This is a genomic window from Paenibacillus sp. 01T431, from assembly GCF_056398625.1.
Map to the genome: position 1 here is coordinate 167,050 of NZ_JBFTPT010000013.1, position 25,557 is coordinate 192,606.

Sequence of the window (25,557 nt, forward strand, 5' to 3'; positions counted from 1 at the left end):
AAGTCAGGCCGGCCGCAGCCGTTATCTGTTTGAGTGCCATGCGGATACATTTCGCGTGGAACAAAGGTGGTACCACGGAAGCTTAACCTTTCGTCCTTTATGATAAGGGCGGCAGGTTTTTTTTGTTTTTGTAGATCGATTTATGGAGGATGGACGAATGTCAGAAAATCAAACGACAACTGCAATGCCGACAACTTATGATCCTAAGGCAGCTGAGCAGAAATGGTACGATTACTGGATGCAGGGAAAATTTTTCGAGGCAGGCAAACGACCGGATGCACAGACGTATACGATTGTTATTCCGCCTCCTAACGTTACCGGAATGCTGCATATCGGGCATGCGTTAGATTTTACCCTACAAGATATTTTAATTAGAACGAAGCGTATGCAAGGTTTCGACACGCTATGGGTGCCAGGAACTGACCATGCGGGCATCGCGACGCAAACAAGAGTTGAGCAGAAGCTGCGTGAGCAAGGAATTTCGCGCTACGACCTAGGTCGTGAAGCATTCCTAGAGAAAGTATGGGAGTGGAAGGATGAGTACGCAAGTACGATTCGCGATCAATGGTCGAAGATGGGACTTTCCCTCGATTATTCGAGAGAGCGGTTCACTTTGGATGAAGGCCTCTCCAAGGCTGTACGCGAGGTTTTTGTTAAGCTGTATGATAAGGGCTTGATCTATCGCGGCAAAAAAATCATCAACTGGGACCCTGCTGCTCGCACAGCTCTTTCAGATATTGAGGTAGAGCACAAGGAAATCAATGGTCATTTGTATCACTTGAAATACCCGCTTAAGGACGGTTCAGGCTTTATAACGGTTGCAACGACACGTCCAGAGACGATGCTCGGCGATACAGCTGTAGCGGTTCATCCAGAGGATGATCGTTACAAGCACTTGATTGGGCAAATGATCGTGCTTCCAGTCGTTGGGCGCGAAATTCCGATTATTGCAGATGAGTACGTCGATAAGGAATTTGGTTCAGGTGCCGTAAAAATTACGCCTGCACATGATCCAAATGACTTTGAAGTTGGCGAGCGCCACAGTCTGCCGCAGATCATTGTGATGGATGAGACAGGTACTATGAACGCTGAAGCTGGTCCTTATCAAGGTCTCGACCGTGCGGATTGCCGCAAGCAGCTCGTTAAGGATTTGCAGGAGCAAGGTGTATGCGTGGAAATCGAAGATCATGTGCATCAAGTTGGTCACAGTGAGCGAAGCGGCGCCGTTGTTGAGCCCTATTTGTCTACACAATGGTTCGTTGCAATGAAACCTCTAGCTGAGGCTGCAATCGCAGCTCAAAAGGCTGGCAAAGGTGTCAACTTCGTACCTGAGAGATTCGAGAAAATATATTTGCACTGGATCGAGAACGTACGCGATTGGTGTATTTCGAGGCAGCTATGGTGGGGTCACCGCATACCGGCTTGGTATGATGAGACGACAGGTGAAACACATGTCTCCCGTGAGAATATGGAGGGCGATCACCTTACCCAAGATAATGACGTGCTTGATACGTGGTTCAGCTCTGCATTATGGCCGTTCTCTACGCTAGGCTGGCCGGATGAAACGAATGACCTGAAACGTTATTACCCAACGGATGTACTCGTAACGGGTTATGACATCATTTATTTCTGGGTATCCCGAATGATCTTCACAGCTCTTGAGTTTACAGAACAATCTCCGTTCAAGGATGTGCTGATGCACGGACTTGTTCGTGACTCCGAAGGACAAAAGATGTCCAAGTCGAAGGGCAATGGTGTCGATCCGCTTGAGGTTATCGAGAAATATGGTGCAGATGCTATGCGTTATATGATCTCGACAAGCAGCACGCCAGGACAGGATTTGCGTTTCCGCTGGGAGAAGGTTGAGCAATCGCGCAACTTTGCGAACAAGATTTGGAATGCATCACGCTTCGCGCTGATGAATCTTGAAGGGGTTGAAGCAGTTGATATTGATATCACTGTTAACCTCGGTACAGCGGATCGCTGGATTTTGCATCGTCTGAATGAAACGGTTCGTGATGTAACTCGATTAATTGACAGCTATGAGTTCGGTGAAACTGGACGTCTATTGTATAATTTCATTTGGGACGATCTTTGCGACTGGTACATTGAATTCGCTAAGCTTAGCCTTTACAGCACGGATGAAGCAGCTAAAAAAGCTACGCAATCGGTACTTGCTTATGTGCTAGACCGCACGCAGCGTCTTATTCACCCGTTCATGCCATATATCAGCGAAGAGATTTGGCAGCATCTGCCTCATGTTGGCGATACGATCACTTTGGCAGAATGGCCGGTTTATGATACTGCGCTTGAAGCGCCGGACGCTGTGAAAGAGATGGAGCTCCTGATGGAGATGATTCGTTCAGTGCGCAATATCCGTGCAGAAGTAAATGTACCGATGAGCAAAAAGATTGAAATGCTTATTAAGCCGGCTAGCGAGGCTGAAGCTGCTATTATGTCCCGCAACGAAGAATTTATTAAACGTTTCTGCGGTACGTCAAGTTTGGAGACTGGCCTGCACATTAGTGCGCCGGACAAAGCAATGACTGCGATTTTAACTGGTGCTGAGATTTATTTGCCGCTTGCCGGCTTAATCGATATTGCTCAAGAGATTGCTCGTTTAGAGAAGGAACATCAGCATTTGAATACCGAGGTAGAGCGGATTGAGAAGAAGCTCAGCAATGAAGGCTTTGTGGCAAAAGCGCCAGCTAAGGTTATCGATGAAGAACGCGCCAAAATGAACGATTATGCAGACAAACGCGACAAGGTACTAGCTAGAATTGCGGAATTGCGCGGATAACGCTGCAAAACGGAAGAAGGACGATTAGTATGGCAGAACAACAAATAGAGCAGCGGCCTGCAGGGCCGCTGCAATCCTACCGGGAAGCGGTAGATTGGATTACTGGGCTAATTCCATTCGGTATTCGTCCAGGTCTTGATCGGATCGAGGAATTGATGGAACGGCTGGATAATCCGCATCGCAGATTAAAGTTTATCCACATTGCCGGGACAAATGGGAAAGGGTCTACTTGTGCATATTTGACGAGCGTTTTGCTGCGCGGCGGATATGATGTAGGCACATTTACATCGCCATATATAACGAAGTTTACGAATCGTTTTCAATATAACGGTATCGATATCGAAGAAGAGACGCTGCTTAGACTTGCCAACGAGCTAAAACCTCATGTTGATGAGCTTGCTCAAACAGAACTGGGCTCGCCTACGATGTTTGAAGTATCAACAGCGCTGGCTATTCTTTTTTATGCAAAGGTTACTTATCCCGATTATGTCGTGTGGGAGACTGGACTTGGCGGCAGGCTTGATGTGACGAATATCGTTCAACCGGTTGTTTCCGTCATTACAAATATTGGCCATGACCATATGGATAAACTCGGTGATACGATTGCTGCAGTTGCGAGCGAAAAAGCTGGCATTATTAAAGCAGGAATACCGGTTATTAGTGCGGTTACTCAGCCAGAGGCAATTGAGGTTATTAAGCAAGCAGCTGAAGGCAAAAAAAGCACGCTTTATTTGTTAGGCGAACAGTTCCATGAAACGGCAATCTCGGTTCGCGAGAATGAGCAAACTTTCCGCTTTGACAATCTATTCCGCAGCATCGAGCCTTTGACAATCACGCTAAATGGTGCCCATCAACGGACGAATGCAGCGGTTGCTGTCATGACGCTTGAGATACTTCGCCAATATAATGCACTAGTCATCGAAGATGATGTACTGGCGGAAGGACTTCAAAAGGCTGCGTGGCCGGGACGGCTTGAAATGGTTTCTGATCAGCCTCGTATTTTGGTCGATGGCGCACATAATCCAGAAGGTGCAGAGTCACTCGTGGACGCTTTAAAAAATACTTACAAATATGATCGGTTACATCTTATGATGGGTATGCTGGAGAATAAGAATCATCAGGATGTTCTTAAGCATATACTACCAATAGTGGATACGCTTATTGTGACCGAGCCTGACTATCGAATGAAAAAAGATGCCTCTGCTTTGGCTGATTTGGTACGTGAAATGCGTCAGCAACAGCCAGATCAGTACGCTTTCGAGCTTGTAGTGGAATCAAACTGGCAAGCAGCTTTACAAAAACTACAACAGTTAACCGGGGAAACAGACCTTGGAGTCGTGACAGGCACGCTATATTTAATTGCTGACGTTCGCTCCCGCATTTTGTATGACTCGGATTCTGAAAAAGGTTGGTGAACCGTCTTTGAATACGGCAGAACACGTTCATTTCATCGGAATCGGCGGTTACGGAATGAGTGCCATTGCCCGCGTTATGCTGGAAATGGGCTATAAGGTGACCGGGTCCGATGTCGCACGTCAAGAATTAACAGAGAAGCTTGCAGCAAATGGTGCCAGCATTTATATCGGTCATCAGCCCGAGCATGTGAATGGAGCGGACTTGGTCGTATACTCTACGGCACTTTCCAAAGATAATGTTGAACGGAAAGCAGCTGAAGAGCTCAACATCCCAGTTTTGCATCGATCGCAAATGCTGGCTAGATTGATGAACGCAGGCAAAGGAATCGCAGTAGCCGGCGCACATGGCAAGACGACGACCTCTTCAATGATCGCGCTTGTTATGGAATCTTGCGGTGCGGATCCAACCTATATTATCGGTGGCGAAATCGTAAATGTAGGTACAAACGCAAAAGCGGGCAAAGGTGAATACGTCGTAGCGGAAGCGGACGAGAGTGATGGTTCATTCCTTCATTATCACCCTACGCTTGCTATCGTGACGAATATTGAGCCGGATCATCTTGAAAATTATGATGGCGATTTCGGCAAGCTGAAGGCTGCTTATGTGCAGTTTTTGCAGCAGGTGAAAGCGGACGGCAAGGCGATTGTATGCGCGGATGATGAGACGGTTAACGAATTGATACCGCAAGTATATCAAGGAAATATGAATTCATCGCAGCTAGTGACTTATGGCATTGACGGCGATGCAGACTATAAAGCTCAAAATGTTGTACTTGGAGACCGGAAGGTAACCTTTACAATGACGCATAAAGGGGCATTGCTTGGAGATGTGGAGCTGTCCGTTCCAGGTCTTCATAATGTGTACAATGCAATGGCTACTGTTATTACTTGTCTCGAAGCAGGCTTGTCCTTTGACAAAATTGCTGTTGCGATTCAATCATTTAGAGGCGCGAAACGCCGCTTCCAGGTGCTTGGGGAAGTTAATGACATTTTGGTCATTGATGACTATGCGCATCATCCAACGGAAATCAGAGCGACAATCAGCGCTGCAAAAGCAACAGGCAAGCGTATTATTGCCGTGTTTCAACCACAGCGTTATACGCGGACGTTTTTCTTATTCGAGCAATTCAGCCGCGCATTCCCAGAGGCCGATGAGGTAATCATTACCGACATCTACTCGCCGGCAGGCGAACTGCAAATCGAAGGAGTAACATCCCGCAAGCTGGTGGAGCTGATCAAAAGCAACAGCAACGCGAACTCCGAGTATATTCCAACCAAAGAAGAAGTGCTTGCATACTTGACTGAACGGGTCGCACCTGGCGATCTTGTTATCACAATGGGAGCAGGCGACATTTGGAAGGTAGCGGATTCGTTAGCGAAATCGTTAAAATCAAACCAATAAGCAGCTAATGCCCGGGATTCCATATCGGAATCACCGGGCATTTTGTATGAGTATGGGGTCTTTCGTAAAAAAGGCTCTAAATAAGCCCACATAAAATTAGCTTCAAAAATCGATAAAGTTGAATCTCACTAATCCAACTCACTGTCTCCCAATTCAATGGCTTGTACTCACTACCTAATAAACCTCTCACTCTTTACCTCACTCACTCACTCACTCACTCATTCACTGATCTAATCAACCCATTTAAACTAGCACTAGCTCAATATCCTCATAATTCAACAACCCAATAACCTATGCTTTAAAAAGCCTCCACAGCCTCCCAGCGGGACGGAGTGCACTAAACCTCATAATCTACAATCAAAATTTACGGACCCTTAATAATCCGTTTACGGGTCTCAGAATACGCATCAAGGTTATAAGAAGTGCCGAGCGAATCCAAGCGGGACAGGCTTTTGTTAGTCCCATTGCGAGTCTTAGTGGATGCAGTAAGGTTTGTAGAAGCTTCCAGCGTGTCTAAGTAGGGACGAAGCTCACTCCAAGCGACATTTGCTTATTAACGCTAGTTGCAGACTTTTAATATTTCAATTGGGAGTCTCAGAGGATGCAGCAAGGTTTGTAGAAGCTTCCAGCGGGTCCCAGAGGGACAAAGCGCTCCAACGCTTCATGAACTGTTGGACGCCGGATGTGGTTGTACGTTAGTTGAGTTGCGGGTGTCCAGAGGGTGCAACCCTTGGGGCCCTCCCTTGGAAGGGAGGGTTTGGGTGGGTTCGAAAATCATTTAATCTTTAATTTTGAAATTGAAGTTTGAATTGTAATCTCTTTAGATTTGAAATTGAAGTTTGAAATTGTAATCTCTTTAATTTAAAACCTTTGAAGGTTTGGTAGACAACCCTCTAAGGGCACGGGTCTAAATCTCTCAAATGTCTCATAGATTAATACTAGATGAAAGGGACAAGGAGTGGATGAAATGACTCAGAAAAACCGTATTACTTATCGTTTTGACCGTAATGGCAATGGACAGTCCGTTAACGAAGAAAGCCGCAGCAATGACAATCAACAAGAGGCTCTCGATCATAAAGCAGCATCACCCAACAACTCTAATAACAATGCGAATAAAACGATTTCCAAGAAAGTTGTTCCTCTATACCCATCGACAGAGAAGCATTCCGTCAGCGAAGTGAGTCCATGGAATAGTCCTTTCCAAGAGGATATTGGCGCATTGGAGCAGCTTATTAGAGATGCTGATTCGAAGCCAGTATCCACTCCAAAACAGGCTCAGCCCAATCCTCCAAAAGAGAAGAAAAAAACGATAAAACCAACTTTTACAGATGATCCGTATGAGCAACATGAGAATCAACAGACATTTGCGGAAAAGTATTCAGATAGGGAATATATGCAGGAGCCGATTCAAGCGTATGAAGAAGAATTCGTTGAAGACGAAATCAGTATAAAAAGAGTGAACTATGCGCGAGCGAAACGTAAGGCGGGAGCGCCATCATGGTTTAATGTATTTTTGTCAGTGACGGCTGCGCTAGCTACTGGAGCGCTGTTTGGTTATTTATTGTTGTCATTGTTTACGGGGGCAAGCATTTGGCCTGGAGGAACTGGCAATAAGCCTGACTCAGTACCCGTGATTGGAGATTCTGTCCAAGAAGGTACAGGCAAAGAACCGGTTGCAGGTGTAGGTGAGGAAAGCAAGGAAGCGGGCGTTGAAAATAAAAATGACCCTGCAGCAAAACCAGATCCGAATACTGCGATGGCTGCACTTAAGGGGCTGGATCGTTCTTATTATTTGCTGCAATTTGGCGTGTTTAGCAATACAGAGGGCAGGGATGCCGCAATGGTGCAATTGGCCGAGAAAGGGCTTGCTGGTGCTGCTATGACAAGTGCTGCTGATTATCGCGTATATGTTGGCATGGGTACAGATCGAAAAGGAGCTCAGGTCATTCGGAATATGATGCCGGAAATCGATCTTTATATCAAAGAAGTAAATATAGTAAATCCAGGAAAAATACCGTTTAAAGGCGATCAAAAAGCAGCACAATCTTTCTTCGATCAAACGGCTGTAGTCGTCCAAATGTTGGATGAATTAACAGTAGCCCAGCTGGAACAGCCGACCTTATCGCCGCTTGGCGATGTTGCAGCAAATTCGTGGAAAGCCGAGCATCAAAAATGGACAGAAAACGCGGAAACGCTGCGAATAGGTATAGTAGATGCGGAAGGTAAGGCATATTTGGATAAAATCAATCAAGCGATGAATGCGGCAGCAAAGACGATGGTAGAGTACGATAAAAAGCCTTCTCAAGCACAATTGTGGAAGACACAAGCGGAAGTTATGAAAGTGATCATTACGCAAAAAGAATGGTTTGAGAAGATCAGCGCATTGTAAACGAATAGGTTCATGCGTATAATAGTCTTAGGTGTCATTTCATGGCGAGAGGCGTTGAAAGATGAAGAAAAACGGCTGGATTCTTCTCATTTTTATCATATTTGGATTGTTGGCTGGTGCTCTAGTAGCGCGATGGCTGACTCCAGTTCCAGGCATCTCTTTTTTAACGAAACCAATCGAAACATCATGGTCACCTGCTGTCGATCTATATGTGCTTAGTTTCAACCTAACGCTTCATCTGCAATTCAGCTTGTTTAGCTTAATTGGAGCCGTAATTGCAATATGGTTATACCGCAAAATGTAGAACAGCAGACATTGACGCATGAAGGAAAGCATGAAGGAGCGCAGCATTCAATTTATGGAATATAAAAAATTACGCAACGAAGCGATTAGCCAGCTAGTACTGGCCTCTTCGTCACCGCGCCGGAAGGAACTGGTCGCATCGCTGGACCTTTCTTTGCCGGTTTATATTTTGTCTACTGATACGGATGAAACGATTGAAGCAGGCTGGTCGCCATCGGAAGTTGTAGAGCAGCTCAGCCTGCGCAAAGCAAAAGCAGCCATACCCCTGCTGCAACAAAAGCAGGAGGTACCAACGTCTTTAATTATTGGTGCGGACACCATTGTCGTGCTTGACGGAGATGTGCTTGGCAAGCCTGCTGACGACGAAGAGGCAAAGTCTATGCTTAGACGCCTTCAAGGCCGCTCCCATGAAGTGTATTCAGGAGTTGCTTGTGTTCTCTCTACAAGCGGGGAAGCATTGGTTGCCCATCGCAAAACGAAGGTAATGATGAAGCCGCTTAGTGAGGATCAGATTGCTAGGTACGTTGCTACCGGCGAGCCGAGGGACAAGGCGGGCTCATATGGCATACAAGGACTTGGAGCGACGATTGTAGAGCAAATTGACGGCTGTTATTTTAATGTCGTTGGCTTGCCGTTATCGCTTCTCTCAGACATGCTCGCTTCCTATGACATTGCTGTTTTTTAAAAGGTAACTTAATTGATTTCAATCGGATTTTTTTTCATGAATGTGGCAGGATATGAATAATTCATTTTTTCGAAGAGGCGGGATTGGGACATGTTGCCGCAACCTATGATTTTGCGTGAAGTCCCCCATGAAGAACGTCCAAGAGAGCGCATGATGAAATATGGGGCAGAAGCACTTAGCCATACCGAATTGTTAGCCATACTGCTGCGCACAGGTACGAAGCGGCAATCCGCCGTACATTTGGCAGGAGCGGTGCTTAAGCAATGCGGCAGCCTGCGTAATTTAATGGATATGAGCATGGAACAATTAACAGCCATTCGAGGAATTGGTCCGGCAAAGGCGATTCAGCTTCGTGCTGGCATTGAACTGGGGAGAAGAATTTCCCGGAGTCAGCATGGTGAGACGGTTATTGTGCGCAAGCCGCAGGATGCTGCGGAATATGTGATGGAAGAGCTCCGCTATTTGAAGAAGGAGCACTTCGTATGTTTGTTTTTAAACACAAAAAACCATATTATTGCCCGCGAAACCTTATCTGTCGGTACGCTTAATGCATCGCTAGTACATCCTCGAGAAGTATTTCGTGCAGCTATTTCACGTAACAGTGCATCTATCATTTGTGTTCATAATCACCCAAGCGGCGATCCTACGCCAAGCCCGGAAGACATTGCCTTAACGGGACGTCTAGTGGAAGCTGGACAGCTAGTCGGAATAGAAGTTCTTGACCATTTGGTAATCGGTGACGGAAGATTCGTAAGTTTGAAGGAACAAGGTCATATGTAATATAATAAAGTGATGTGGCAATTAGAAGGGAGCAAGAACATGTTTGGTGGTTTTTCGAAAGATTTGGGTATTGATTTAGGAACAGCGAATACGTTGGTATTCGTCAAGGGAAAAGGAATTGTGGTAAGGGAGCCTTCCGTGGTGGCCCTTCGTACAGATACAAAAACAATTGAAGCAGTAGGCGAGCAAGCCAAAAAAATGATCGGTAGAACGCCCGGCAACATTCGTGCTGTTCGTCCGATGAAAGATGGCGTTATCGCTGATTTTGAAACGACCGCTACGATGATTAAATATTTTATTCGCCAAGCTCAAAAGCAGCGTTCTTTATTTCCTCGTCATCCAAACGTTATGGTTTGTGTGCCGTCAGGCATTACAGCGGTTGAGAAACGCGCGGTCGAGGATGCGACTAAGCAAGCTGGAGCTCGTGAGGCCTATACGATTGAAGAACCATTCGCAGCAGCGATTGGTGCTGATTTGCCTGTATGGGAGCCGACAGGCAGCATGGTAGTTGATATTGGTGGAGGTACAACAGAGGTTGCTGTTATTTCATTAGGCGGAATCGTTACGGCGAGATCCATTCGTGTAGCTGGTGACGAGATGGATGAAGCGGTTATTCAATATATTAAAAGACAATACAATCTCATGATCGGGGAACGTACATCCGAGCAGTTGAAGATGGAAATTGGTTCAGCACTTCCACTGGATCGTCCTGAAACGATTGAAATTCGTGGACGCGATCTCGTATCGGGATTGCCTAAGACACTAGCGATTACATCCGATGAGATTACAGAAGCATTAGCAGATACCGTTAATGCCATTGTTGACGCGGTGAAAGTAACGCTGGAGAAATGCCCGCCGGAGTTGTCTGCGGACATTATGGATCGCGGTATCGTACTCACAGGCGGCGGCGCCTTGCTGCGCAATCTGGACAAGCTGCTTCAAAGAGAGACAGGCATGCCTGTTATTGTTGCTGACAATCCGCTTGATTGTGTTGCGATCGGTACTGGCCGCTCGCTCGATAATATTCATTTATTTAAAGCAAGAAGCTCATCTCGTTCGAGACGCTAAGTTAGGTCCGATGGGGAAACGGATATGAAATGGGCAGGTGGTCGAGCTGTTTAAGCTAATGAGAAATAAGCGTATGTTTATGCTTATGATCGGGTTTATTTTATTCATAGCGGTCATCGGCTTCTCGCTAAGCGACCGCAAGGAATTATCGTGGCCGGAGAAATTTTTGAAGGATTCGGCAGCATACGTGCAGCAATGGTTCTACAAGCCCGCTGGTTATATAGCGGGCTTCTTCGAGGATATTAGTAATTTACGTACGATTTATGAAGAAAATGAGCAGCTGCGCCTTACAGCTGCAGCTTATTCTCGTGACAAGATTAATTACAATTTCGTAGAAAAAGAGAATGAACGTTTAAAGGCAGAACTCTCGTTCACACAGCGTCAGAAAGAGATGTACAATTATAATTATTTGATCGCACAGGTTGTATCGATCAGCAACGATGCGAATAACCGCACGATGACGATTAACCTAGGTTCCAGAGATGGCATCAAACCGAATATGGCCGTAACAACCATAGAGGGGTTGATCGGTCTTGTAAGTTCAGTAACCCCCAATTCGGCAGCTGTTACTCCAATTACAGAACTTGACGAAGCATCACCAACGTTCAACTCCATTGCTGTGACGATTATGGGTCGTGAGAATGAATCATTTGGTGTTCTGAGCAGCTACAACAAGGAAACGTCAAGAATCGTTATGACGAAAATCGCCGAAGACGATAAAATGGAATTTCAAGATACAGTTATTACATCTGGCCTTGGCGGAATTTATCCAAGAGGACTCGTTGTCGGAACGGTTGAAAACAAGCAGCTTGGCGACTTCGGCCTTACATATACAGCATCGGTCAAGCTATCAGCAAGTTTTGATCATCTGACTGAGGTATTTGTTGTTCAGGTCCCTGAAATGGAGGAAGCCGAGAAATGAGCTTGAACCGAATCATCCTGCTCATGTTGCTCTTGTTTGTTATCGAGGGAGCAGTGATGCCGTGGATTATTCCAGCCGGCTTCGGTCAACGGATCATTCCTCACTTTGTATTTGTAATGGTCATCTTCTCAGGTCTATATAGCAGAAGGCATCTTGCACTCATGCTTGGCATAAGCTTCGGATTGCTTCAGGATATTGTATACTTTGGTCATCTGCTTGGAATTAATGCGTTTATTATGGGTTTAATGGGTTACTTTACTGGCGTATTGCTGGAGCATCGCCGTTCAACGCTTATGATGGCGATTTCTGTTGTGGGTTTTGCCTGCATTCTATATGACAGCGCCATATATTTCATTTACAAGGCATTTCGAATTACGAATGAAAGTTATGCATGGGCTCTTATCGATCATATCCTTCCTAGTTTATTTTTACAGCTGGCGTTTGCACTCTTGTGTTATGTACCGGCGCGAAAATGGTTTGAAGGGCAGACATTGGTCAAAGCAGAGAAGGATGAGGAATAAAATATTGCTGCAGGCAGGATTTTGCCCAGCTTAGCAAGAATCCATTAGGTTGGGGAGGGACGAACGTGACCGATAAGCAGCATATTATTATTAAGGGTGTAAAAGAAGGTCTCGTGTTCCTTCTCGACGATAAATGTGAATTTGCGACGCTTCTAGATGAATTGCAATACAAGCTGGAGAAGACGCATCAGCAGTTGCTCACAGGTCCCCTTGTTCACGTTCAGGTGAAGCTTGGATCCAGGCAGATTTCTGATGATGATAAAGATCGCATCAAAAACGTGATACGTTCACAAGGAAACCTAATGGTTCAATCTGTTGAGTCTGAAGCGCCTAAGATCGATCCTCAGCTCGGACAGCAACCTAATCTGCAAGTGCTCACGTCTATTATACGCTCAGGCCAAACTTATGAGCATGATGGGGATTTACTTTTAATCGGCGATTTGAATCCAGGCGGTACTTTAATGTGTACAGGTGACATATATGTGCTGGGTGCATTGCGCGGAACCGCGCATGCTGGGATTGGCGGGAGGACGGACGTGATTATAGCGACTTCACTCATGCGGCCAACTCAGCTCCGCATTGCGGATGTAATCAGCAGACCGCCAGAGGAATGGATGACCGGCGATGCCTCTATGGAGTTCGCCTTCTTAAGTGAAGGTAGAATGCAAATTGATAAGCTAGCGCAATTATTCCGCATACGGCATAATCCTATAATGTTTAAAGGAGTGTAGAATATGGGAGAAGCGATTGTTGTAACATCAGGGAAAGGCGGCGTCGGCAAGACGACCACTTCGGCGAACCTGGGTACCGCGCTAGCTTTACTTGGTAAGAAGGTTTGCATGGTTGATACAGATATTGGACTTCGCAATCTGGACGTGGTTATGGGACTTGAGAATCGAATCATTTATGATTTGGTTGATGTTGCCGAGGGCCGCTGCCGCTTGAATCAGGCGCTCGTTAAGGACAAACGCTTTGAAGAGCTGTACATGCTTCCTGCCGCACAGACGAAGGATAAGGATTCTGTTACGCCTGAACAAGTTCGAAATATGATTTTAGAGCTCAAGAAAGAGCATGACTATGTTATTATTGATTGCCCAGCGGGGATTGAGCATGGCTTTCGAAACGCAATTGCAGGTGCCGATCGGGCTATCGTGATTACTACACCTGAGAACGCTGCAGTGCGGGATGCCGATCGTGTAATCGGACTGCTGGAGCAGGAGAAAATACCAAGTAAGCTAATCATTAACCGGATTCGTCAAAATATGATGAAAACCGGGGAAATGTTGGATATCGATGAAATTTGTCAAGTGCTGGCAGTCGATTTGATCGGAATCGTACCTGATGATGAGAAAGTTATTTCTGCTGCAAACAGCGGAGAGCCGACAGTTATGAATCCGGCTTCACGTGCCGCAATCGCCTACCGGAACATCGCACGCCGCATACTTGGCGACATGGTTCCTCTCATGCTGCTTGATGAGAAGGCGGGAGCGTTCAAACGTTTCCGTAAGTTCCTCGGAATAGGATGATTACGACTTGCTTAACAAATTAAAAAAGCTGGATTGGGGAATTTTGATAATCTTAGTTTTCCTTATGATTATCAGTATCGTACTTGTCTATAGTGCAACTGCAAATAATCCAAAGTACGCCGGTCATGAGATCAAACAGCTGAAGTTTTACGGCTTAGGCTTTTTTGTAGCTATCGCAGCCACCTTATTTGATTATCGTATCGTTCTCAAGAGCTGGCATGTCCTTTATGGCATAGGGGTTACATTGTTGATTCTTGTTTATTTCTTTGGAGCGGTAATCAATGGGGCTAGAGGATGGTTTCAGTTTGGAGCCTTATCGTTTCAGCCTGCGGAAATGGTCAAAATTATACTCATTATCGGTATCGCTTATATTATGGGACGACGGCAAGGCGATCGGCTGACGTTCACACAAGACTTGCTTCCGATTGCAGCATTTGCTTTATTGCCGTTTATGCTCGTAATGATTCAGCCGGATCTCGGCAATGCGATCATATACGTAGTCATCGTGTTAGGGATGTTATGGATTGGGAATGTCAAATATTCTCATGTCATTACAGGGATTACCGTCGTTGTTGTAAGTCTTGTCCTTTTTGTTTCTCTGTTCAATACATTCAATCAAGAAATTTACAATTACTTGAAAGATAATGAAATGGGACATTGGCATAAAAGGATTAATACATTCATTAATCCGGAGACGGCAACTGCAGATGATAAACATCAATCGGAAAATGCACAAATTGCAATCGGTTCAGGCGGTTTAAACGGTGACGGTTATATGCAAGGCGATATGAAAAATGGCGGTTTTGTACCTTATCCGTATTCTGACTCGATTTTTGTTGTTATCGGCGAGGAATTTGGTTTTCAAGGCGCAGCCATCTTATTGCTTCTGTATTTCTTGCTCATATATCGGATGATTATTATTGCTTTTAAGTGTTATGATTTGCGAGCCTCGTACATTATTATTGGCATCGTGTCCATGTATGTGTTCCAGGTGTTCCAAAACATCGGAATGATGATTGGAATTATGCCAATTACGGGAATTACGCTGCCGTTTATTAGTTATGGAGGCACATCTCTACTGCTTAATATGTTGTCAATCGGACTTGTATTCAGCATTAAGGCACATCAAGAAAAATATGAGATGGCTGACTAAAGGTTAGCCAAGTTAGAAAGCTGCTTCTGAGACGGATGTTATCCGATCTTGGGGTGGCTTTTTTTTATGATCAGCTGCGCTCGCATACTTGTCTCAATCCCCACATATCCATGTATAAAGGAACAAGCTGTCCCAAGGACGATGGAAGCGGGGGAAAAATGAGATGTTAATGAAGGATAATGAGAAGCGGCGCAATCAGCATAAAAATCAAAATACAGGGGATCGGAACTCTGTGCCTTTACAAGAAGAGGACATATATTCAGACCCTCGCATGCCATACAAGCACGAATATTTTGATGAAGACGAGGCGGAGGAGCTTGATCCAGAGGTCGTTTGGAAAACCAATCCTAATCCATGGGCAAATTGGAACGAGGACAAAGGGTATGTTGATAATAGAAGATTTGTAAAAGGGCCAGTTGTATCGAATGGGAACGATCCGGGATCAGGCGGCGGGAAAAATAATTATACTTTCGGCAAGGAGCTGAAATGGAAGCTAGCAGTAGCATTGCTGTTATTTGGCGCGGTATGGGCTATGTTTCGCTATGATACGGAATACACGCTCAAGGGACAAGCGCTTGTGAAACAAGCGCTTACGGATGAGATTGATTTTGCAGCTGCGGCTGCTTGGTATAAGGAAACGTTTGCCGGGGCTCCATCCTTTATTCCTATTTTTCAGGACAATCCTGAACCTGCGGTAGGCGCGGATGGAACGGTAAAGCTGCCTATCGTAACCCCATTGGAAGGAGGATCGCTTGTTCGAACGTTTGCGGAGATGCTTAATGGTATAGAGCTTGCTGGAAGCTCTGAAGCAGAGGTTGTTGCGGCAGAGACGGGGCGCGTATTGCTATTATCAGATCAGAGCACGCAAGGTTCGACTATTGTTATCCAGCATGTCAATCAGCGCGTAACCGTATATGGGATGCTTGGGAAAACGAATGTTAAAGTAAATGACTGGGTTGAGGCAGGGGATTCTATCGGCAACCTGCTGAAAGCTGAAGGTACGCAGCCAAGCCTGCTATATTTTGCTGTTAAACAAAATGATTTGTATATCGATCCCGTGGGCGTGATACCGATTGATTAAATGGAAAGGAATCCTATGGTCGGTCCATCCGTTGTTCGTTATCATTATGCTTGGGTCGGTCATGACAGGATATTTTGCCGAGCTGATTACCTTGTTTTTACTCGTGCTTGTCCATGAAATCGGCCATGTTATTGTAGCTCGGGGCTATGGCTGGACGATAAAGGAAGTAAAGCTGCTGCCCTTTGGCGGTGTTGTAGAGGTTGAGGAAGCCGGCGGTGTACCTGCAAAAGAAGAAGCAATTGTAGCGATTGCGGGTCCCTTGCAAAACGTTTGGATGGGACTAGCTGCTTGGGGCTGCGGGCAGCTTGGCATATGGGACTTAGCATGGGCGGAGTATGTATGGAAAGCAAATCTAATGATCGGCTTGTTCAACCTGCTGCCTATTCACCCGCTAGACGGAGGGAAGCTGCTGCAGGCGGCATTAAGCTATACGGTTAACTATTATAAAATGCTTATTTGGAGCGCGCGAATCAGCTTGTTTTTTAGTGTGCTGATGATCATCGTCTCCTTGCTTCCATGGTTAGTGTATAAGGATGGCATTCAACTCAATCTGCTCATTGTCGGCATATTTCTTGTGATGACGAACTGGACATATTATCGTAATGTTCCATATTTGTTTTATCGTTTTCTGATGTACCGGGAAAGGATCACGCTGCAGGCGCTGAGGCTCGGACACATTGCAAGTCCTATAATCGTAAGCGGCAAGCAGTCAATCATCTCGGTAGCAAGGCTCTTTCAAAGGGAGCGATATCATTTGATATACATGGTGGAGTCGCACAGCAAGGAGGTCAGAGTGCTTCCGGAGCAGAAAATTGTAGAAGGATGTTTGTCCGAAAATAATCCGAATCGTGCAGTGTCGGAACTTTTCAGTTAAAATAGATGAAAAGCGTACGGGCAGGTGATATTCAGGAATGAAGCAAATGTTGATGCACGTTAACGGTGAAATGCTGCAAACCGCTGTACTGGAAAATGGCCGCCTAGTCGAATTTTTTATGGAAAAATCAAAAGCAAGCAGTTTGGTTGGCAATGTTTATAAAGGTCGTGTCGTGAACGTGCTGCCTGGCATGCAGGCGGCTTTCGTAGATGTAGGACTAGCTAAAAATGCATTTTTGTACATTGATGAGCTGCTCCACCCTCATTTGGAAAAACAGCCAGCTGAAAAGCCGCTCATTCAAAATATGGTCAAGCCTGGACAGGAATTGCTCGTACAAGTTATGAAGGAGCCGCTGGGTGGCAAAGGCGCCCGTGTCACTACACATTTTTCACTGCCTGGCCGGTTTCTTGTTTATATGCCAAATGCCGATTATATTGGCGTTTCCAAAAAAATCAGTTCCGAAAGCGAGCGGTCGAGATTGCGAGCCATAGGCGAGAAGCTGCGTGAGCTGGAGGAAGGCATTATTTTAAGAACGGCGGCTGGAGCTGAAAGCGAGCTGTCTTTGCATGCCGATGTCGCTGGGTTAAGAGAGATTTGGCAAAGCATTTCGGAACGAAGCGTGGAAGCGAGTGCGCCAAGCGAGCTGCACAGAGAGGCAGGTCTCATGCGGAGGGCTGTACGAGACACGCTTACGATGGATATGGATGAAATATGGATAGACAATGCGGAGAGGTTTGAGGAAGCGTCAGCACTGCTGGAGGAAATGACCCCTCAGCTTCGTGAGCGGTTAAAATGTTTTGAATCAAGGCAAGGCAATTCTTTATTTGATACGTATCGTGTGACGGAGCAGGTAACGAGAGCGTTCGAGCGCAAAATTCAGCTTACCTGCGGAGGGCACCTCATATGGGAAGAGACGGAAGCTCTGACGGTTATTGATGTGAACACAGGCAGATTTATTGGGACATCTGGCCTTGAGGACACTGTGTTTCGTACGAATATGGAAGCAGCAGACGAGATTGCAAGATTGCTCCGAGTTCGAGATGTAGGCGGCATTATTATTATTGATTTTATTGATATGGAGCAGGACAACCATCGCGAGCAGGTTATGCAAAGACTCGTAGAGAAAGCGCGCAATGATCAAACCAAATGTACGATTTTGGGCTGGACAAAGCTCGGATTAATTGAAATGACGCGTAAAAAGGCTCGTGAGAATGCAGTCCATCAACTGATCGAGCGCTGTGAGAGCTGCGGAGCGCACATAAAATGATCAGAGTTGTATAAATAGTTTAAATTTTCTTGTTGGATGAATTGATATAGCTTGCATAGTATGGTACAATCTTTGGGTGTGTGTCTCGTACCTCATTGGAATGGGACGTACAAGTACCGCTCCGATTGGGTAAACAAGCGTTTGCGGCGCATGCCGTGAGCCACCTGAATTAGGCGAGTCTTCGAAAATAAGGAGGTGCACCAACAATGTTCGCAATTATCGTAACTGGCGGCAAGCAATACAAAGTTCAGGAAGGCGATGTAATCTACATCGAAAAACTGGATTCTGAAGCAGGCGAAAGCGTAACGTTTGATCGTGTTTTGGCGGTTTCTAAAGGTGACGGTCTTGTAACTGGAACTCCGGTTGTTTCCGGCGCTACAGTAACAGGCAAAGTCGAGAAACAAGGCAAAGGCCAAAAAATCATCGTTTACAAATACAAAGCCAAAAAGAACTATCGTCGTAAGCAAGGTCATCGTCAACCGTTCACAAAAGTAACAATCGAGAAAATCCAAGCGTAAGAGGAATTTCTATGATAACAGTTACCTTTGTACGAAGAGCCGCTGACAGACGTATCGTATCATTTGCGGTCGAAGGACATGCTAAATATGCGAAGCCCGGCAAAGATATCGTTTGTGCGGGTGTATCAGCCATCTCGGTTGGTACCGTTAACGCGATCGAAGCTCTAGCGGGAGAGGAGCTCCCTGCCAAGATGAAGAACGGCTGGCTATCGTCGGATATTCCGACGCTTGCAGACGAGGCTTCAGACGGCCGGATGCAGCTGCTGCTGGAATCGATGGCGGTTATGCTTGACACTATTGCAAAATCATACGGCAAGCATGTCGTTATTCATGAACATCTTAATGCGTAAGCATTCGGTGCAGGTTTGTTTTACAAGCCTCTAGTTCATGCTTACGGTGCAGCTTTGCTCACCAATCCTTTAGAAGGAGGGAATAACTATGTTGAAACTGAATCTTCAGCTCTTCGCTTCGAAGAAAGGTGTAGGTTCCACTAGAAACGGACGTGACTCACAGTCGAAACGCCTTGGCGCTAAACGTGCTGACGGTCAAACCGTATCTGCTGGAAGCATCTTGTTTCGTCAACGCGGAACAAAAATTCACCCAGGAACTAACGTAGGCATCGGGAAAGACGATACGCTTTTTGCATTAGTAGAAGGCGTAGTGAAGTTCGAACGTTGGGGACGCGACCGCAAAAAAGTGAGCGTGTATCCAGCTGTTCTTGCTCCGGTAGCTGCAGCAGTAGAAGCTTAATACAACCTTATATATGCAACAAGCCCCGGCCTGCATCGCTTGGCCGGGTTTTTTTATTCCATGGCTGATGACCGTAGGACGGCCGCGTGATATACTGGATAAGCAAGCAAAAATGCCTAAGGCGTCTTGGACGCTGAAGCAGCTTTGACGGGAAAATATAATATATATGTTGTTATATTTTCGGGAAATACGAAGAAAGTAGGTTTAATCGATGGGACGCTTAACAACGGTGAAATATTACGCGGCGGCAACCATTTTGTTGCCATGCGCCGCTGTACTTATTTGGCCCAATCAAGTGTGGTTAACTGCTGTCTTTCTCGTTTGGCTTATAGCTGTTGCGACTTACTGGATACGAACGGAACGGAAAGAGCACGCAGAGCGGACTGCGCGAACGATTCAATCGTTGCAAAACTCTGCAATACGAACTCTCAATCATCATCGTCATGACTGGATGAACGACCTGCAAGTCGTGTTTGGCTATATTAGGCTCAAAAAGCTGGATAAAGCCGCCGAGTATGTGGAGAAAATAAGTGAACGGATGGCTGTGGAGAGCAGTATATCCAAGCTAGGGGTTCCATCACTGATTAGTTATATTCAATCGTTTCGTACGATATCGAATTCGCTGGAGTTACAAATTGTAATTAAAGGCGACATTCATTTAAACGAAATAACGGCAGATGCCGATCAAATAGCCGAAACGCTCATTCATACGATTAACGCATATCGGTTTGCGGCTAAGCCTGGCTATGGTAATGCTGCTGTTCTTACGCTGGAGCTATCGCTGGATGAGGATGCACTGTATGCAGCCTTCTATTATGATGGCGAACTAATGAATGAACAGCAATGGAAGCAAAAAATACAACAGCAGTTGGAAGGCGCGCCAATGCAGCCGATCAACTTCGAGCAGCCGTATGCAAAGGTGTTGCTGAGGGCGGAAATGCGCGCATGAACGGGGGCACATCATGTTTGTCGATAAAGCGAAGATATTTGTAAAAGGCGGCGACGGAGGCGATGGTATCGTTTCTTTTCGCCGTGAGAAGTATGTAGAGCAGGGCGGTCCTGCAGGTGGCGACGGAGGCCGAGGCGGCGACTTGATCTTTCAAGTTGACGAGGGTTTGCGTACACTGATGGACTTCCGCTATCAGAAGCATTTCAAGGCTGATCGCGGCGAGCGCGGAAAAGTAAAAAGCATGCACGGAGCGGGCGCTGATGATACAATCGTACGGATTCCGCCCGGTACAATAATCGTTGATGATGATACGCAAGAAATTATTGCAGATATGACTCGTCACGGTCAACAAATCGTTATTGCAAAAGGCGGACGCGGCGGACGCGGCAACATTCGCTTCGCTACGCAAAACAATCCAGCTCCTTATATTTCGGAGAATGGTGAAGAAGGACAAGAGCGCTGGGTTGTTCTTGAGCTTAAAGTAATGGCAGATGTAGGCCTTGTTGGTTTCCCAAGCGTAGGCAAATCAACCCTGCTATCTGTCGTTTCTGGCGCTAAGCCGAAAATCGGCGCATATCACTTTACGACCATTACACCGAATCTAGGTGTTGTAGACGTTGGCGATAGCCGCAGCTTCGTAATGGCTGATTTGCCTGGACTTATCGAGGGAGCGCATGAAGGCGTTGGTCTAGGTCATGAGTTTCTTCGTCATGTAGAGCGGACGAGGGTTATCGTTCATGTTATCGATATGTCAGCGTCTGAAGGACGCGATCCTTTTGATGATTGGGTGAAAATCAACGAGGAGCTTGTTCTCTATAATGAGAAGCTAGCAGATCGTCCGCAAATTATTGCTGCAAACAAAATGGACATGCCGGATTCTGAGGAGCAGCTTGAGTTATTCAAGCAAAAGCTCGCAGAAGTTAGCGGTGAACGTCAATATGAAATTTTGCCAATCTCCTCGCTAACGAAAAAAGGCGTACAGGAGCTACTATATAAAGCAGCTGATATTCTTGATACGGTTTCAGAGGAAGTTGAAATCGCGGATGTGAAAGATGTTGCTGAGCGTAAAGTTTATACGTACGAGAAGCGCGAAGAAACGACTTTCACCATCCATAAGGAAGATGAAGTGTTCGTTATTGTTAGTGCTGGCATTAGCAACTACATGAAACGGATGAATTTGACTTCTTATGATGCAGTTATGCGTTTTGCACGCACGATGCGCAAAATGGGTGTCGATGCCGAGCTTCGCAAGATGGGGGCAAAAGACGGCGATATGGTTCAAATCGGCGACTTTGCTTTTGAATTCTTCGAGGGCAGCGACTATAATCCGAATGGCTAGAGCATTCGCACATATTAACAAATGAAGACGGCGAAAGCCGTCTTTTCTTGTTTTGCCTATTGCCCCAAACTGTATATTTCGATATAATGTCCACTATAGGTGAACAATTGTCTTTTTGAGGAGGACGTATAGTGACGAAACGCTATTATGTCGTTCGAGAGGATATTTTACCGGAAGCGATTATGAAGACGATACAAGTGAAGGAGATGCTTGGCCGAGGAGATGCGGCAACCGTACATGAGGCGGTTGAACGTGTTGGACTTAGCCGAAGCGCTTTTTATAAGTATAAAGATGGTGTCTACGCGCTAAATGAGCTGGAACGAGAACGTATTGCGACCATTTCTATGGATTTGGAGCATCGTTCAGGCGTACTCTCCAACGTACTTAGCATGGTGGCGAGCCAAGATGGCAATGTGCTGACGATGAATCAGTCCATTCCGCTCCAAGGTTTCGCTAATGTCGTCATTTCGGTCGATATTTCGCAGCTTTCCGGAGAACTGTCATCGCTGGTTGAAATGCTTCGCAGTCAACCAGGCGTGCGTAAAGCTTCGGTCATCGGACAAGGATAACAGAATTGATAATGGAGGGTATATATGAAGCCGGTTAAAGTTGGTTTATTGGGTCTTGGTACAGTTGGTACAGGTGTAGTTCGAATTGTTGAGGGACATCAGGATGATTTGGCTAGCCAGGTCGGTTCGCCGATCGTAATTGAAAAGGTGCTCGTTCAAGATAAAAGCAAATCGCGTAATATTGCAGTGGATGCAAGCAAGCTAACTGAGGATCCTTGGGAAGTCATCCGCCACCCTGAAATTGATGTTATCGTTGAGGTTATGGGTGGAATTGGGCTTACGAAAGAATATATTCTAGAAGCGCTGTCCCTCGGCAAACATGTCGTAACGGCAAATAAAGATTTGATGGCAATGCACGGTCCTGAAATATTGGCCAAAGCCAAAGAAAACCGCTGCGATGTTTTGTATGAAGCGAGCGTAGCCGGCGGTATTCCGATTATTCGTACACTTGTCGAAGGTTTCGCCTCCGACCGCATTAATAAAATTATGGGCATTGTGAACGGCACAACGAATTTTATTTTGACAAAGATGAGTCAAGAAGGCGCTTCGTATCTAGATGTGCTTAAAGAAGCACAGGAGCTTGGTTATGCGGAGTCAGACCCGACATCAGATGTCGAAGGACTTGATGCAGCGCGCAAAATGACAATTCTCGCTACGATCGGATTCCGTGCCAATGTTGCGCTTGAGGATGTATCCGTTCAAGGCATTTCATCAGTATCCAAAGAAGATATTTTGTACGCGAAGCGTCTTGGCTATGAAGTGAAACTGCTTGGTATCGCAGAGCGCCAGGATGATTTGATCAGCATCAGCGTTCAACCAACGATGGTGAAGCAATCGCATCCTATCGCATCGGTAAACGGCGTGTTTAACGCGGTTTATGTATATGGCGAAGCTGTTGGTGAAACGATGTTCTACGGTGCAGGCGCGGGTGAGCTTCCGACTGCTACGTCGATCGTATCCGATTTGGTTGCTGTTGTGAAAAACCTGAAGCTTGGTGTGAACGGCATGCAGGGAAGCCTTGCTTATAAAGAGAAGAAGCTCAAGACTGACGAGCAGATCTCATCTAAATATTTCATTTTGCTTAAAGTGGCAGATCGTGCCGGCGTTCTTGCACGCATAACGCAAGTATTCGCTGACTTTGAGGTCAGCTTGGAGTCGGTTTTGCAGCAGCCGACACCGTCTAATCCGGAAGCTGAGATCATCATCATCACTCATGACGCGAACAAAGCGGCTATCCAGAAGGTGCTTGCTAAGTTTGACTCGCTGGATGTCGTTCATAAAGTGAAAAGCGTCTATCGCGTAGAAGGATAAATCTTATGAACAATCGCAGAGTAATCGTAAAAATACCAGCAAGTACAGCAAATCTCGGACCAGGCTTTGATACGCTTGGGATGGCTCTTTCGCTATACGCATGGATTGAAATGAGCATCTCTGAGCAAACGGAATTCCAGTTTTTCGGTGATCAAATGAATGGATTGCCAAAGGATAAAACGAATTTAATTTATAAGGTTGCGCAGCTTGTGTTCAAAGAAGCAGGCGTATCCGTGCCTGAGCTCTCGATTTCGATGCACAGCGATATTCCGCTCACTCGTGGACTAGGCAGCAGCGCTTCTGCAATCGTAGGCGCTCTGGTTGCTGCGAACGCATTGATTGGCAGTCCGCTCACGGATGATAAGCTGTTCCAAATGGCAACAGCGCTGGAAGGCCATCCGGACAATGTCGGCGCGTCACTATACGGCGGCATTGTCGTCTCGGCTTGGGATGGAGAGCGAGCAGATTATGTTAGAATTGAGCCGCATCACAAGCTGAAGACGCTTGTCGCGATTCCAGCCTTTCAGCTGTCGACGGAGAAGGCGCGTCATGCGCTTCCGTCTTCAATCAGTATGGCTGACGCCATATTTAACGTCAGCCGCAGCTCTTTGCTCGTCGCGGCGCTTGCTGGCGGCGAGCTAGGTATGATTCGCCATGCGATGAAGGATCGGCTGCACCAGCCTTACCGTGCAGCCTTGATTCCCGGCATGGCAACTATACTGGAGCGCGCGGTAGAGCACGGCGCGCTTGGTGCTGCGCTAAGCGGAGCAGGGCCGACGCTGATTGCATTTGTTGAGGATACGGAAGCCGGTGCTGCACACAGCTCGGGCGAATCCATGCTTGAAACATTTCTGCTTGATACGCTGAAGCAGGAGGGCATTGAAGCAAATACGCTATGGCTGTCGCCAAGCGCTCAAGGTCCTCAAATTACGATAGAGGAAATTTCTTCGCAGCCTGCGATTCCTCTTCCGGATCGAATTAAAGGAGATATGAAGCGATGAAGACGATAGCGGTTTTACCTGCTGGCTCCGTATCGGATGAGGCAGCAAGACATTTATTCCGCGGTGAAGAAATAAACTGGAAGCATCATCGGCTAATATCCGATGTGTTCCTGTCTACTGTCAATGGAATAAGTGATTACAGCATCATTCCGATCGAGAATACGATTGAGGGTTCTGTTAGCCTTCATATGGATTGGCTTGTACATGAGGTTGATATTCCGATTCAAGCGGAGTGGGTTTATCCCTCCATTCAAAATTTGATCGGCCGGCAATCTGAACTGTTAAACGATAATGGGGAAATGGACTACTCACGTATTACTAAAGTGATCAGCCATCCTGTAGCGATCGCACAGTGCTTGCAATTTCTGCGAACACATCTTCCGCATGCGGTTACAGAACATGTCAGCAGTACAGCTGAGGGCGTTAGAATCGTTCAAAATAACCCGAATGCCGGTTTGGCAGCTATTGGCACGATGACAGCTGCTGCGAACGAGAAGCTTGATGTTCTCGCAAGTGAGATTACAGATCATGATAATAATTACACTCGGTTTTTGCTGGTCGGATCAGAGCCCTATACCGATCGTAAATCCGATAAAATAAAAACGAGCATCTTAATTACATTGCCAGAGGATTACCCGGGAGCGCTCCACCAGGTTCTTTCTGCTTTTGCATGGCGCAAAATCAACTTGACCCGAATTGAATCGCGCCCGACGAAGAAGAAGCTCGGCAATTATTATTTCTTCATCGACATTGATATGGCTCTTGATACTGTTTTACTACCTTCAGCCATTCAAGAAATTGAAGCAATCGGATGTCAGGTTCGCGTATTAGGAAGCTATCCAAGCTTTACTGAATTCAAGAAATAAGCATAGCTGGTTGTGCGTTACATCTTAGGTTTAATCGATATTGGAATAGAAAGCCGAGTTCACTCTGT

Annotated in this window: 26 protein-coding genes and 1 other annotated feature (1 of these 27 only partly in view); all 26 genes read left to right on the top strand. The window is 46.1% G+C overall.

The features are described from left to right. Positions 1 to 101, top strand: a binding site (T-box leader) (it extends 140 nt beyond the left edge of the window). Positions 102 to 157: 56 nt separating this feature from the next. Continuing rightward, positions 158 to 2,800 (top strand): valine--tRNA ligase, encoded by a 2,643-nt coding sequence (locus tag AC1DM9_RS23240; protein WP_477582439.1) that lies wholly within the window; start codon positions 158 to 160, stop codon positions 2,798 to 2,800. 29 nt (positions 2,801 to 2,829) lie between these two features. Beyond that, on the top strand, positions 2,830 to 4,215 hold the full coding sequence (locus AC1DM9_RS23245) for a bifunctional folylpolyglutamate synthase/dihydrofolate synthase (protein WP_430057732.1): 1,386 nt from the start codon (positions 2,830 to 2,832) through the stop codon (positions 4,213 to 4,215). Positions 4,216 to 4,222: 7 nt separating this feature from the next. Then, complete coding sequence (murC, locus tag AC1DM9_RS23250; protein WP_339207856.1) at positions 4,223 to 5,617, top strand: UDP-N-acetylmuramate--L-alanine ligase; 1,395 nt, start codon at positions 4,223 to 4,225, stop codon at positions 5,615 to 5,617. Positions 5,618 to 6,584: 967 nt separating this feature from the next. Continuing rightward, entirely contained in the window at positions 6,585 to 8,006 is a 1,422-nt protein-coding gene (locus AC1DM9_RS23255; RefSeq protein ID WP_477582442.1) for a hypothetical protein, read from the top strand. Between the two features lie 61 nt (positions 8,007 to 8,067). Further along, positions 8,068 to 8,310 (top strand): DUF4321 domain-containing protein, encoded by a 243-nt coding sequence (locus AC1DM9_RS23260; protein WP_076270861.1) that lies wholly within the window; start codon positions 8,068 to 8,070, stop codon positions 8,308 to 8,310. Between the two features lie 54 nt (positions 8,311 to 8,364). Further along, positions 8,365 to 8,994 (top strand): Maf family protein, encoded by a 630-nt coding sequence (locus AC1DM9_RS23265; protein ID WP_430057842.1) that lies wholly within the window; start codon positions 8,365 to 8,367, stop codon positions 8,992 to 8,994. Positions 8,995 to 9,084: 90 nt separating this feature from the next. Next, positions 9,085 to 9,774 carry a RadC family protein gene (radC, locus tag AC1DM9_RS23270; RefSeq protein WP_477582444.1) on the top strand — a complete coding sequence of 230 codons (690 nt, stop codon included), beginning with the start codon at positions 9,085 to 9,087 and terminating at the stop codon, positions 9,772 to 9,774. 39 nt (positions 9,775 to 9,813) lie between these two features. Beyond that, on the top strand, positions 9,814 to 10,842 hold the full coding sequence (locus AC1DM9_RS23275) for a rod shape-determining protein (RefSeq protein WP_076270859.1): 1,029 nt from the start codon (positions 9,814 to 9,816) through the stop codon (positions 10,840 to 10,842). A gap of 58 nt (positions 10,843 to 10,900) precedes the next feature. Beyond that, positions 10,901 to 11,764, top strand: coding sequence for a rod shape-determining protein MreC (gene mreC / locus AC1DM9_RS23280; RefSeq protein WP_339207859.1), 864 nt, complete (start codon positions 10,901 to 10,903; stop codon positions 11,762 to 11,764). After that, positions 11,761 to 12,285: a rod shape-determining protein MreD gene (mreD, locus tag AC1DM9_RS23285; RefSeq protein ID WP_076270857.1), complete on the top strand. Its 525-nt coding sequence runs from the start codon at positions 11,761 to 11,763 to the stop codon at positions 12,283 to 12,285. Before mreC ends, mreD begins: the two co-directional genes overlap by 4 nt. A 65-nt stretch (positions 12,286 to 12,350) precedes the next feature. Further along, on the top strand, positions 12,351 to 13,016 hold the full coding sequence (locus AC1DM9_RS23290; RefSeq protein WP_076270856.1) for a septum site-determining protein MinC: 666 nt from the start codon (positions 12,351 to 12,353) through the stop codon (positions 13,014 to 13,016). Between the two features lie 3 nt (positions 13,017 to 13,019). Next, positions 13,020 to 13,811: a septum site-determining protein MinD gene (gene minD / locus AC1DM9_RS23295; RefSeq protein ID WP_054027234.1), complete on the top strand. Its 792-nt coding sequence runs from the start codon at positions 13,020 to 13,022 to the stop codon at positions 13,809 to 13,811. Between the two features lie 7 nt (positions 13,812 to 13,818). Continuing rightward, the gene (locus AC1DM9_RS23300; RefSeq protein ID WP_477549774.1) at positions 13,819 to 14,964 is read left to right on the top strand and encodes an FtsW/RodA/SpoVE family cell cycle protein; all 1,146 of its coding nucleotides are present in this window, start codon (positions 13,819 to 13,821) and stop codon (positions 14,962 to 14,964) included. Positions 14,965 to 15,127: 163 nt separating this feature from the next. Continuing rightward, the gene (locus AC1DM9_RS23305) at positions 15,128 to 16,045 is read left to right on the top strand and encodes a peptidoglycan DD-metalloendopeptidase family protein (protein WP_477582446.1); all 918 of its coding nucleotides are present in this window, start codon (positions 15,128 to 15,130) and stop codon (positions 16,043 to 16,045) included. Beyond that, on the top strand, positions 16,038 to 16,919 hold the full coding sequence (locus AC1DM9_RS23310) for a M50 family metallopeptidase (RefSeq protein WP_441875770.1): 882 nt from the start codon (positions 16,038 to 16,040) through the stop codon (positions 16,917 to 16,919). The genes AC1DM9_RS23305 and AC1DM9_RS23310 overlap by 8 nt, the downstream gene beginning before the upstream one ends. A gap of 37 nt (positions 16,920 to 16,956) precedes the next feature. Beyond that, positions 16,957 to 18,186 carry an Rne/Rng family ribonuclease gene (locus tag AC1DM9_RS23315; RefSeq protein ID WP_441875773.1) on the top strand — a complete coding sequence of 410 codons (1,230 nt, stop codon included), beginning with the start codon at positions 16,957 to 16,959 and terminating at the stop codon, positions 18,184 to 18,186. 206 nt (positions 18,187 to 18,392) lie between these two features. Continuing rightward, positions 18,393 to 18,704: a 50S ribosomal protein L21 gene (rplU, locus tag AC1DM9_RS23320; protein ID WP_053374798.1), complete on the top strand. Its 312-nt coding sequence runs from the start codon at positions 18,393 to 18,395 to the stop codon at positions 18,702 to 18,704. A gap of 11 nt (positions 18,705 to 18,715) precedes the next feature. Continuing rightward, positions 18,716 to 19,054, top strand: coding sequence for a ribosomal-processing cysteine protease Prp (locus AC1DM9_RS23325; RefSeq protein WP_054027239.1), 339 nt, complete (start codon positions 18,716 to 18,718; stop codon positions 19,052 to 19,054). An 88-nt stretch (positions 19,055 to 19,142) separates the two neighbouring features. Then, complete coding sequence (gene rpmA / locus AC1DM9_RS23330) at positions 19,143 to 19,454, top strand: 50S ribosomal protein L27 (RefSeq protein WP_076270851.1); 312 nt, start codon at positions 19,143 to 19,145, stop codon at positions 19,452 to 19,454. Between the two features lie 13 nt (positions 19,455 to 19,467). Then, on the top strand, positions 19,468 to 19,602 hold the full coding sequence (locus tag AC1DM9_RS23335) for a hypothetical protein (protein ID WP_477582448.1): 135 nt from the start codon (positions 19,468 to 19,470) through the stop codon (positions 19,600 to 19,602). A 63-nt stretch (positions 19,603 to 19,665) separates the two neighbouring features. Beyond that, a complete protein-coding gene (locus tag AC1DM9_RS23340) occupies positions 19,666 to 20,403 on the top strand; it encodes a Spo0B domain-containing protein (RefSeq protein WP_076270850.1) in 738 nt (245 codons plus the stop codon). A gap of 13 nt (positions 20,404 to 20,416) precedes the next feature. Further along, entirely contained in the window at positions 20,417 to 21,742 is a 1,326-nt protein-coding gene (gene obgE / locus AC1DM9_RS23345; protein ID WP_076270849.1) for a GTPase ObgE, read from the top strand. A 131-nt stretch (positions 21,743 to 21,873) separates the two neighbouring features. Continuing rightward, complete coding sequence (locus tag AC1DM9_RS23350) at positions 21,874 to 22,311, top strand: ACT domain-containing protein (RefSeq protein ID WP_076270848.1); 438 nt, start codon at positions 21,874 to 21,876, stop codon at positions 22,309 to 22,311. A gap of 24 nt (positions 22,312 to 22,335) precedes the next feature. Beyond that, positions 22,336 to 23,622 (top strand): homoserine dehydrogenase, encoded by a 1,287-nt coding sequence (locus tag AC1DM9_RS23355; RefSeq protein WP_076270847.1) that lies wholly within the window; start codon positions 22,336 to 22,338, stop codon positions 23,620 to 23,622. Between the two features lie 5 nt (positions 23,623 to 23,627). Further along, on the top strand, positions 23,628 to 24,623 hold the full coding sequence (gene thrB, locus AC1DM9_RS23360; protein ID WP_477582451.1) for a homoserine kinase: 996 nt from the start codon (positions 23,628 to 23,630) through the stop codon (positions 24,621 to 24,623). Further along, a complete protein-coding gene (gene pheA, locus AC1DM9_RS23365; protein WP_430057746.1) occupies positions 24,620 to 25,489 on the top strand; it encodes a prephenate dehydratase in 870 nt (289 codons plus the stop codon). Before thrB ends, pheA begins: the two co-directional genes overlap by 4 nt. The last annotated feature ends 68 nt before the right edge of the window (positions 25,490 to 25,557 follow it).

What these genes read in the sequence shown, in the direction of transcription:
- thrB (WP_477582451.1), top strand. Translation starts at nt 23,628, where the DNA reads ATGAACAATCGCAGAGTAATCGTAAAAATACCAGCAAGTACAGCAAAT.
- AC1DM9_RS23255 (WP_477582442.1), top strand. Translation starts at nt 6,585, where the DNA reads ATGACTCAGAAAAACCGTATTACTTATCGTTTTGACCGTAATGGCAAT.
- AC1DM9_RS23275 (WP_076270859.1), top strand. Translation starts at nt 9,814, where the DNA reads ATGTTTGGTGGTTTTTCGAAAGATTTGGGTATTGATTTAGGAACAGCG.
- mreC (WP_339207859.1), top strand. Translation starts at nt 10,901, where the DNA reads ATGAGAAATAAGCGTATGTTTATGCTTATGATCGGGTTTATTTTATTC.
- AC1DM9_RS23335 (WP_477582448.1), top strand. Translation starts at nt 19,468, where the DNA reads ATGCAACAAGCCCCGGCCTGCATCGCTTGGCCGGGTTTTTTTATTCCA.
- rplU (WP_053374798.1), top strand. Translation starts at nt 18,393, where the DNA reads ATGTTCGCAATTATCGTAACTGGCGGCAAGCAATACAAAGTTCAGGAA.
- obgE (WP_076270849.1), top strand. Translation starts at nt 20,417, where the DNA reads ATGTTTGTCGATAAAGCGAAGATATTTGTAAAAGGCGGCGACGGAGGC.
- AC1DM9_RS23260 (WP_076270861.1), top strand. Translation starts at nt 8,068, where the DNA reads ATGAAGAAAAACGGCTGGATTCTTCTCATTTTTATCATATTTGGATTG.
- AC1DM9_RS23245 (WP_430057732.1), top strand. Translation starts at nt 2,830, where the DNA reads ATGGCAGAACAACAAATAGAGCAGCGGCCTGCAGGGCCGCTGCAATCC.
- AC1DM9_RS23340 (WP_076270850.1), top strand. Translation starts at nt 19,666, where the DNA reads ATGGGACGCTTAACAACGGTGAAATATTACGCGGCGGCAACCATTTTG.
- AC1DM9_RS23305 (WP_477582446.1), top strand. Translation starts at nt 15,128, where the DNA reads ATGTTAATGAAGGATAATGAGAAGCGGCGCAATCAGCATAAAAATCAA.
- AC1DM9_RS23355 (WP_076270847.1), top strand. Translation starts at nt 22,336, where the DNA reads ATGAAGCCGGTTAAAGTTGGTTTATTGGGTCTTGGTACAGTTGGTACA.
- pheA (WP_430057746.1), top strand. Translation starts at nt 24,620, where the DNA reads ATGAAGACGATAGCGGTTTTACCTGCTGGCTCCGTATCGGATGAGGCA.
- mreD (WP_076270857.1), top strand. Translation starts at nt 11,761, where the DNA reads ATGAGCTTGAACCGAATCATCCTGCTCATGTTGCTCTTGTTTGTTATC.
- radC (WP_477582444.1), top strand. Translation starts at nt 9,085, where the DNA reads ATGTTGCCGCAACCTATGATTTTGCGTGAAGTCCCCCATGAAGAACGT.
- AC1DM9_RS23265 (WP_430057842.1), top strand. Translation starts at nt 8,365, where the DNA reads ATGGAATATAAAAAATTACGCAACGAAGCGATTAGCCAGCTAGTACTG.
- rpmA (WP_076270851.1), top strand. Translation starts at nt 19,143, where the DNA reads ATGTTGAAACTGAATCTTCAGCTCTTCGCTTCGAAGAAAGGTGTAGGT.
- AC1DM9_RS23315 (WP_441875773.1), top strand. Translation starts at nt 16,957, where the DNA reads ATGAAGCAAATGTTGATGCACGTTAACGGTGAAATGCTGCAAACCGCT.
- AC1DM9_RS23325 (WP_054027239.1), top strand. Translation starts at nt 18,716, where the DNA reads ATGATAACAGTTACCTTTGTACGAAGAGCCGCTGACAGACGTATCGTA.
- minD (WP_054027234.1), top strand. Translation starts at nt 13,020, where the DNA reads ATGGGAGAAGCGATTGTTGTAACATCAGGGAAAGGCGGCGTCGGCAAG.
- AC1DM9_RS23240 (WP_477582439.1), top strand. Translation starts at nt 158, where the DNA reads ATGTCAGAAAATCAAACGACAACTGCAATGCCGACAACTTATGATCCT.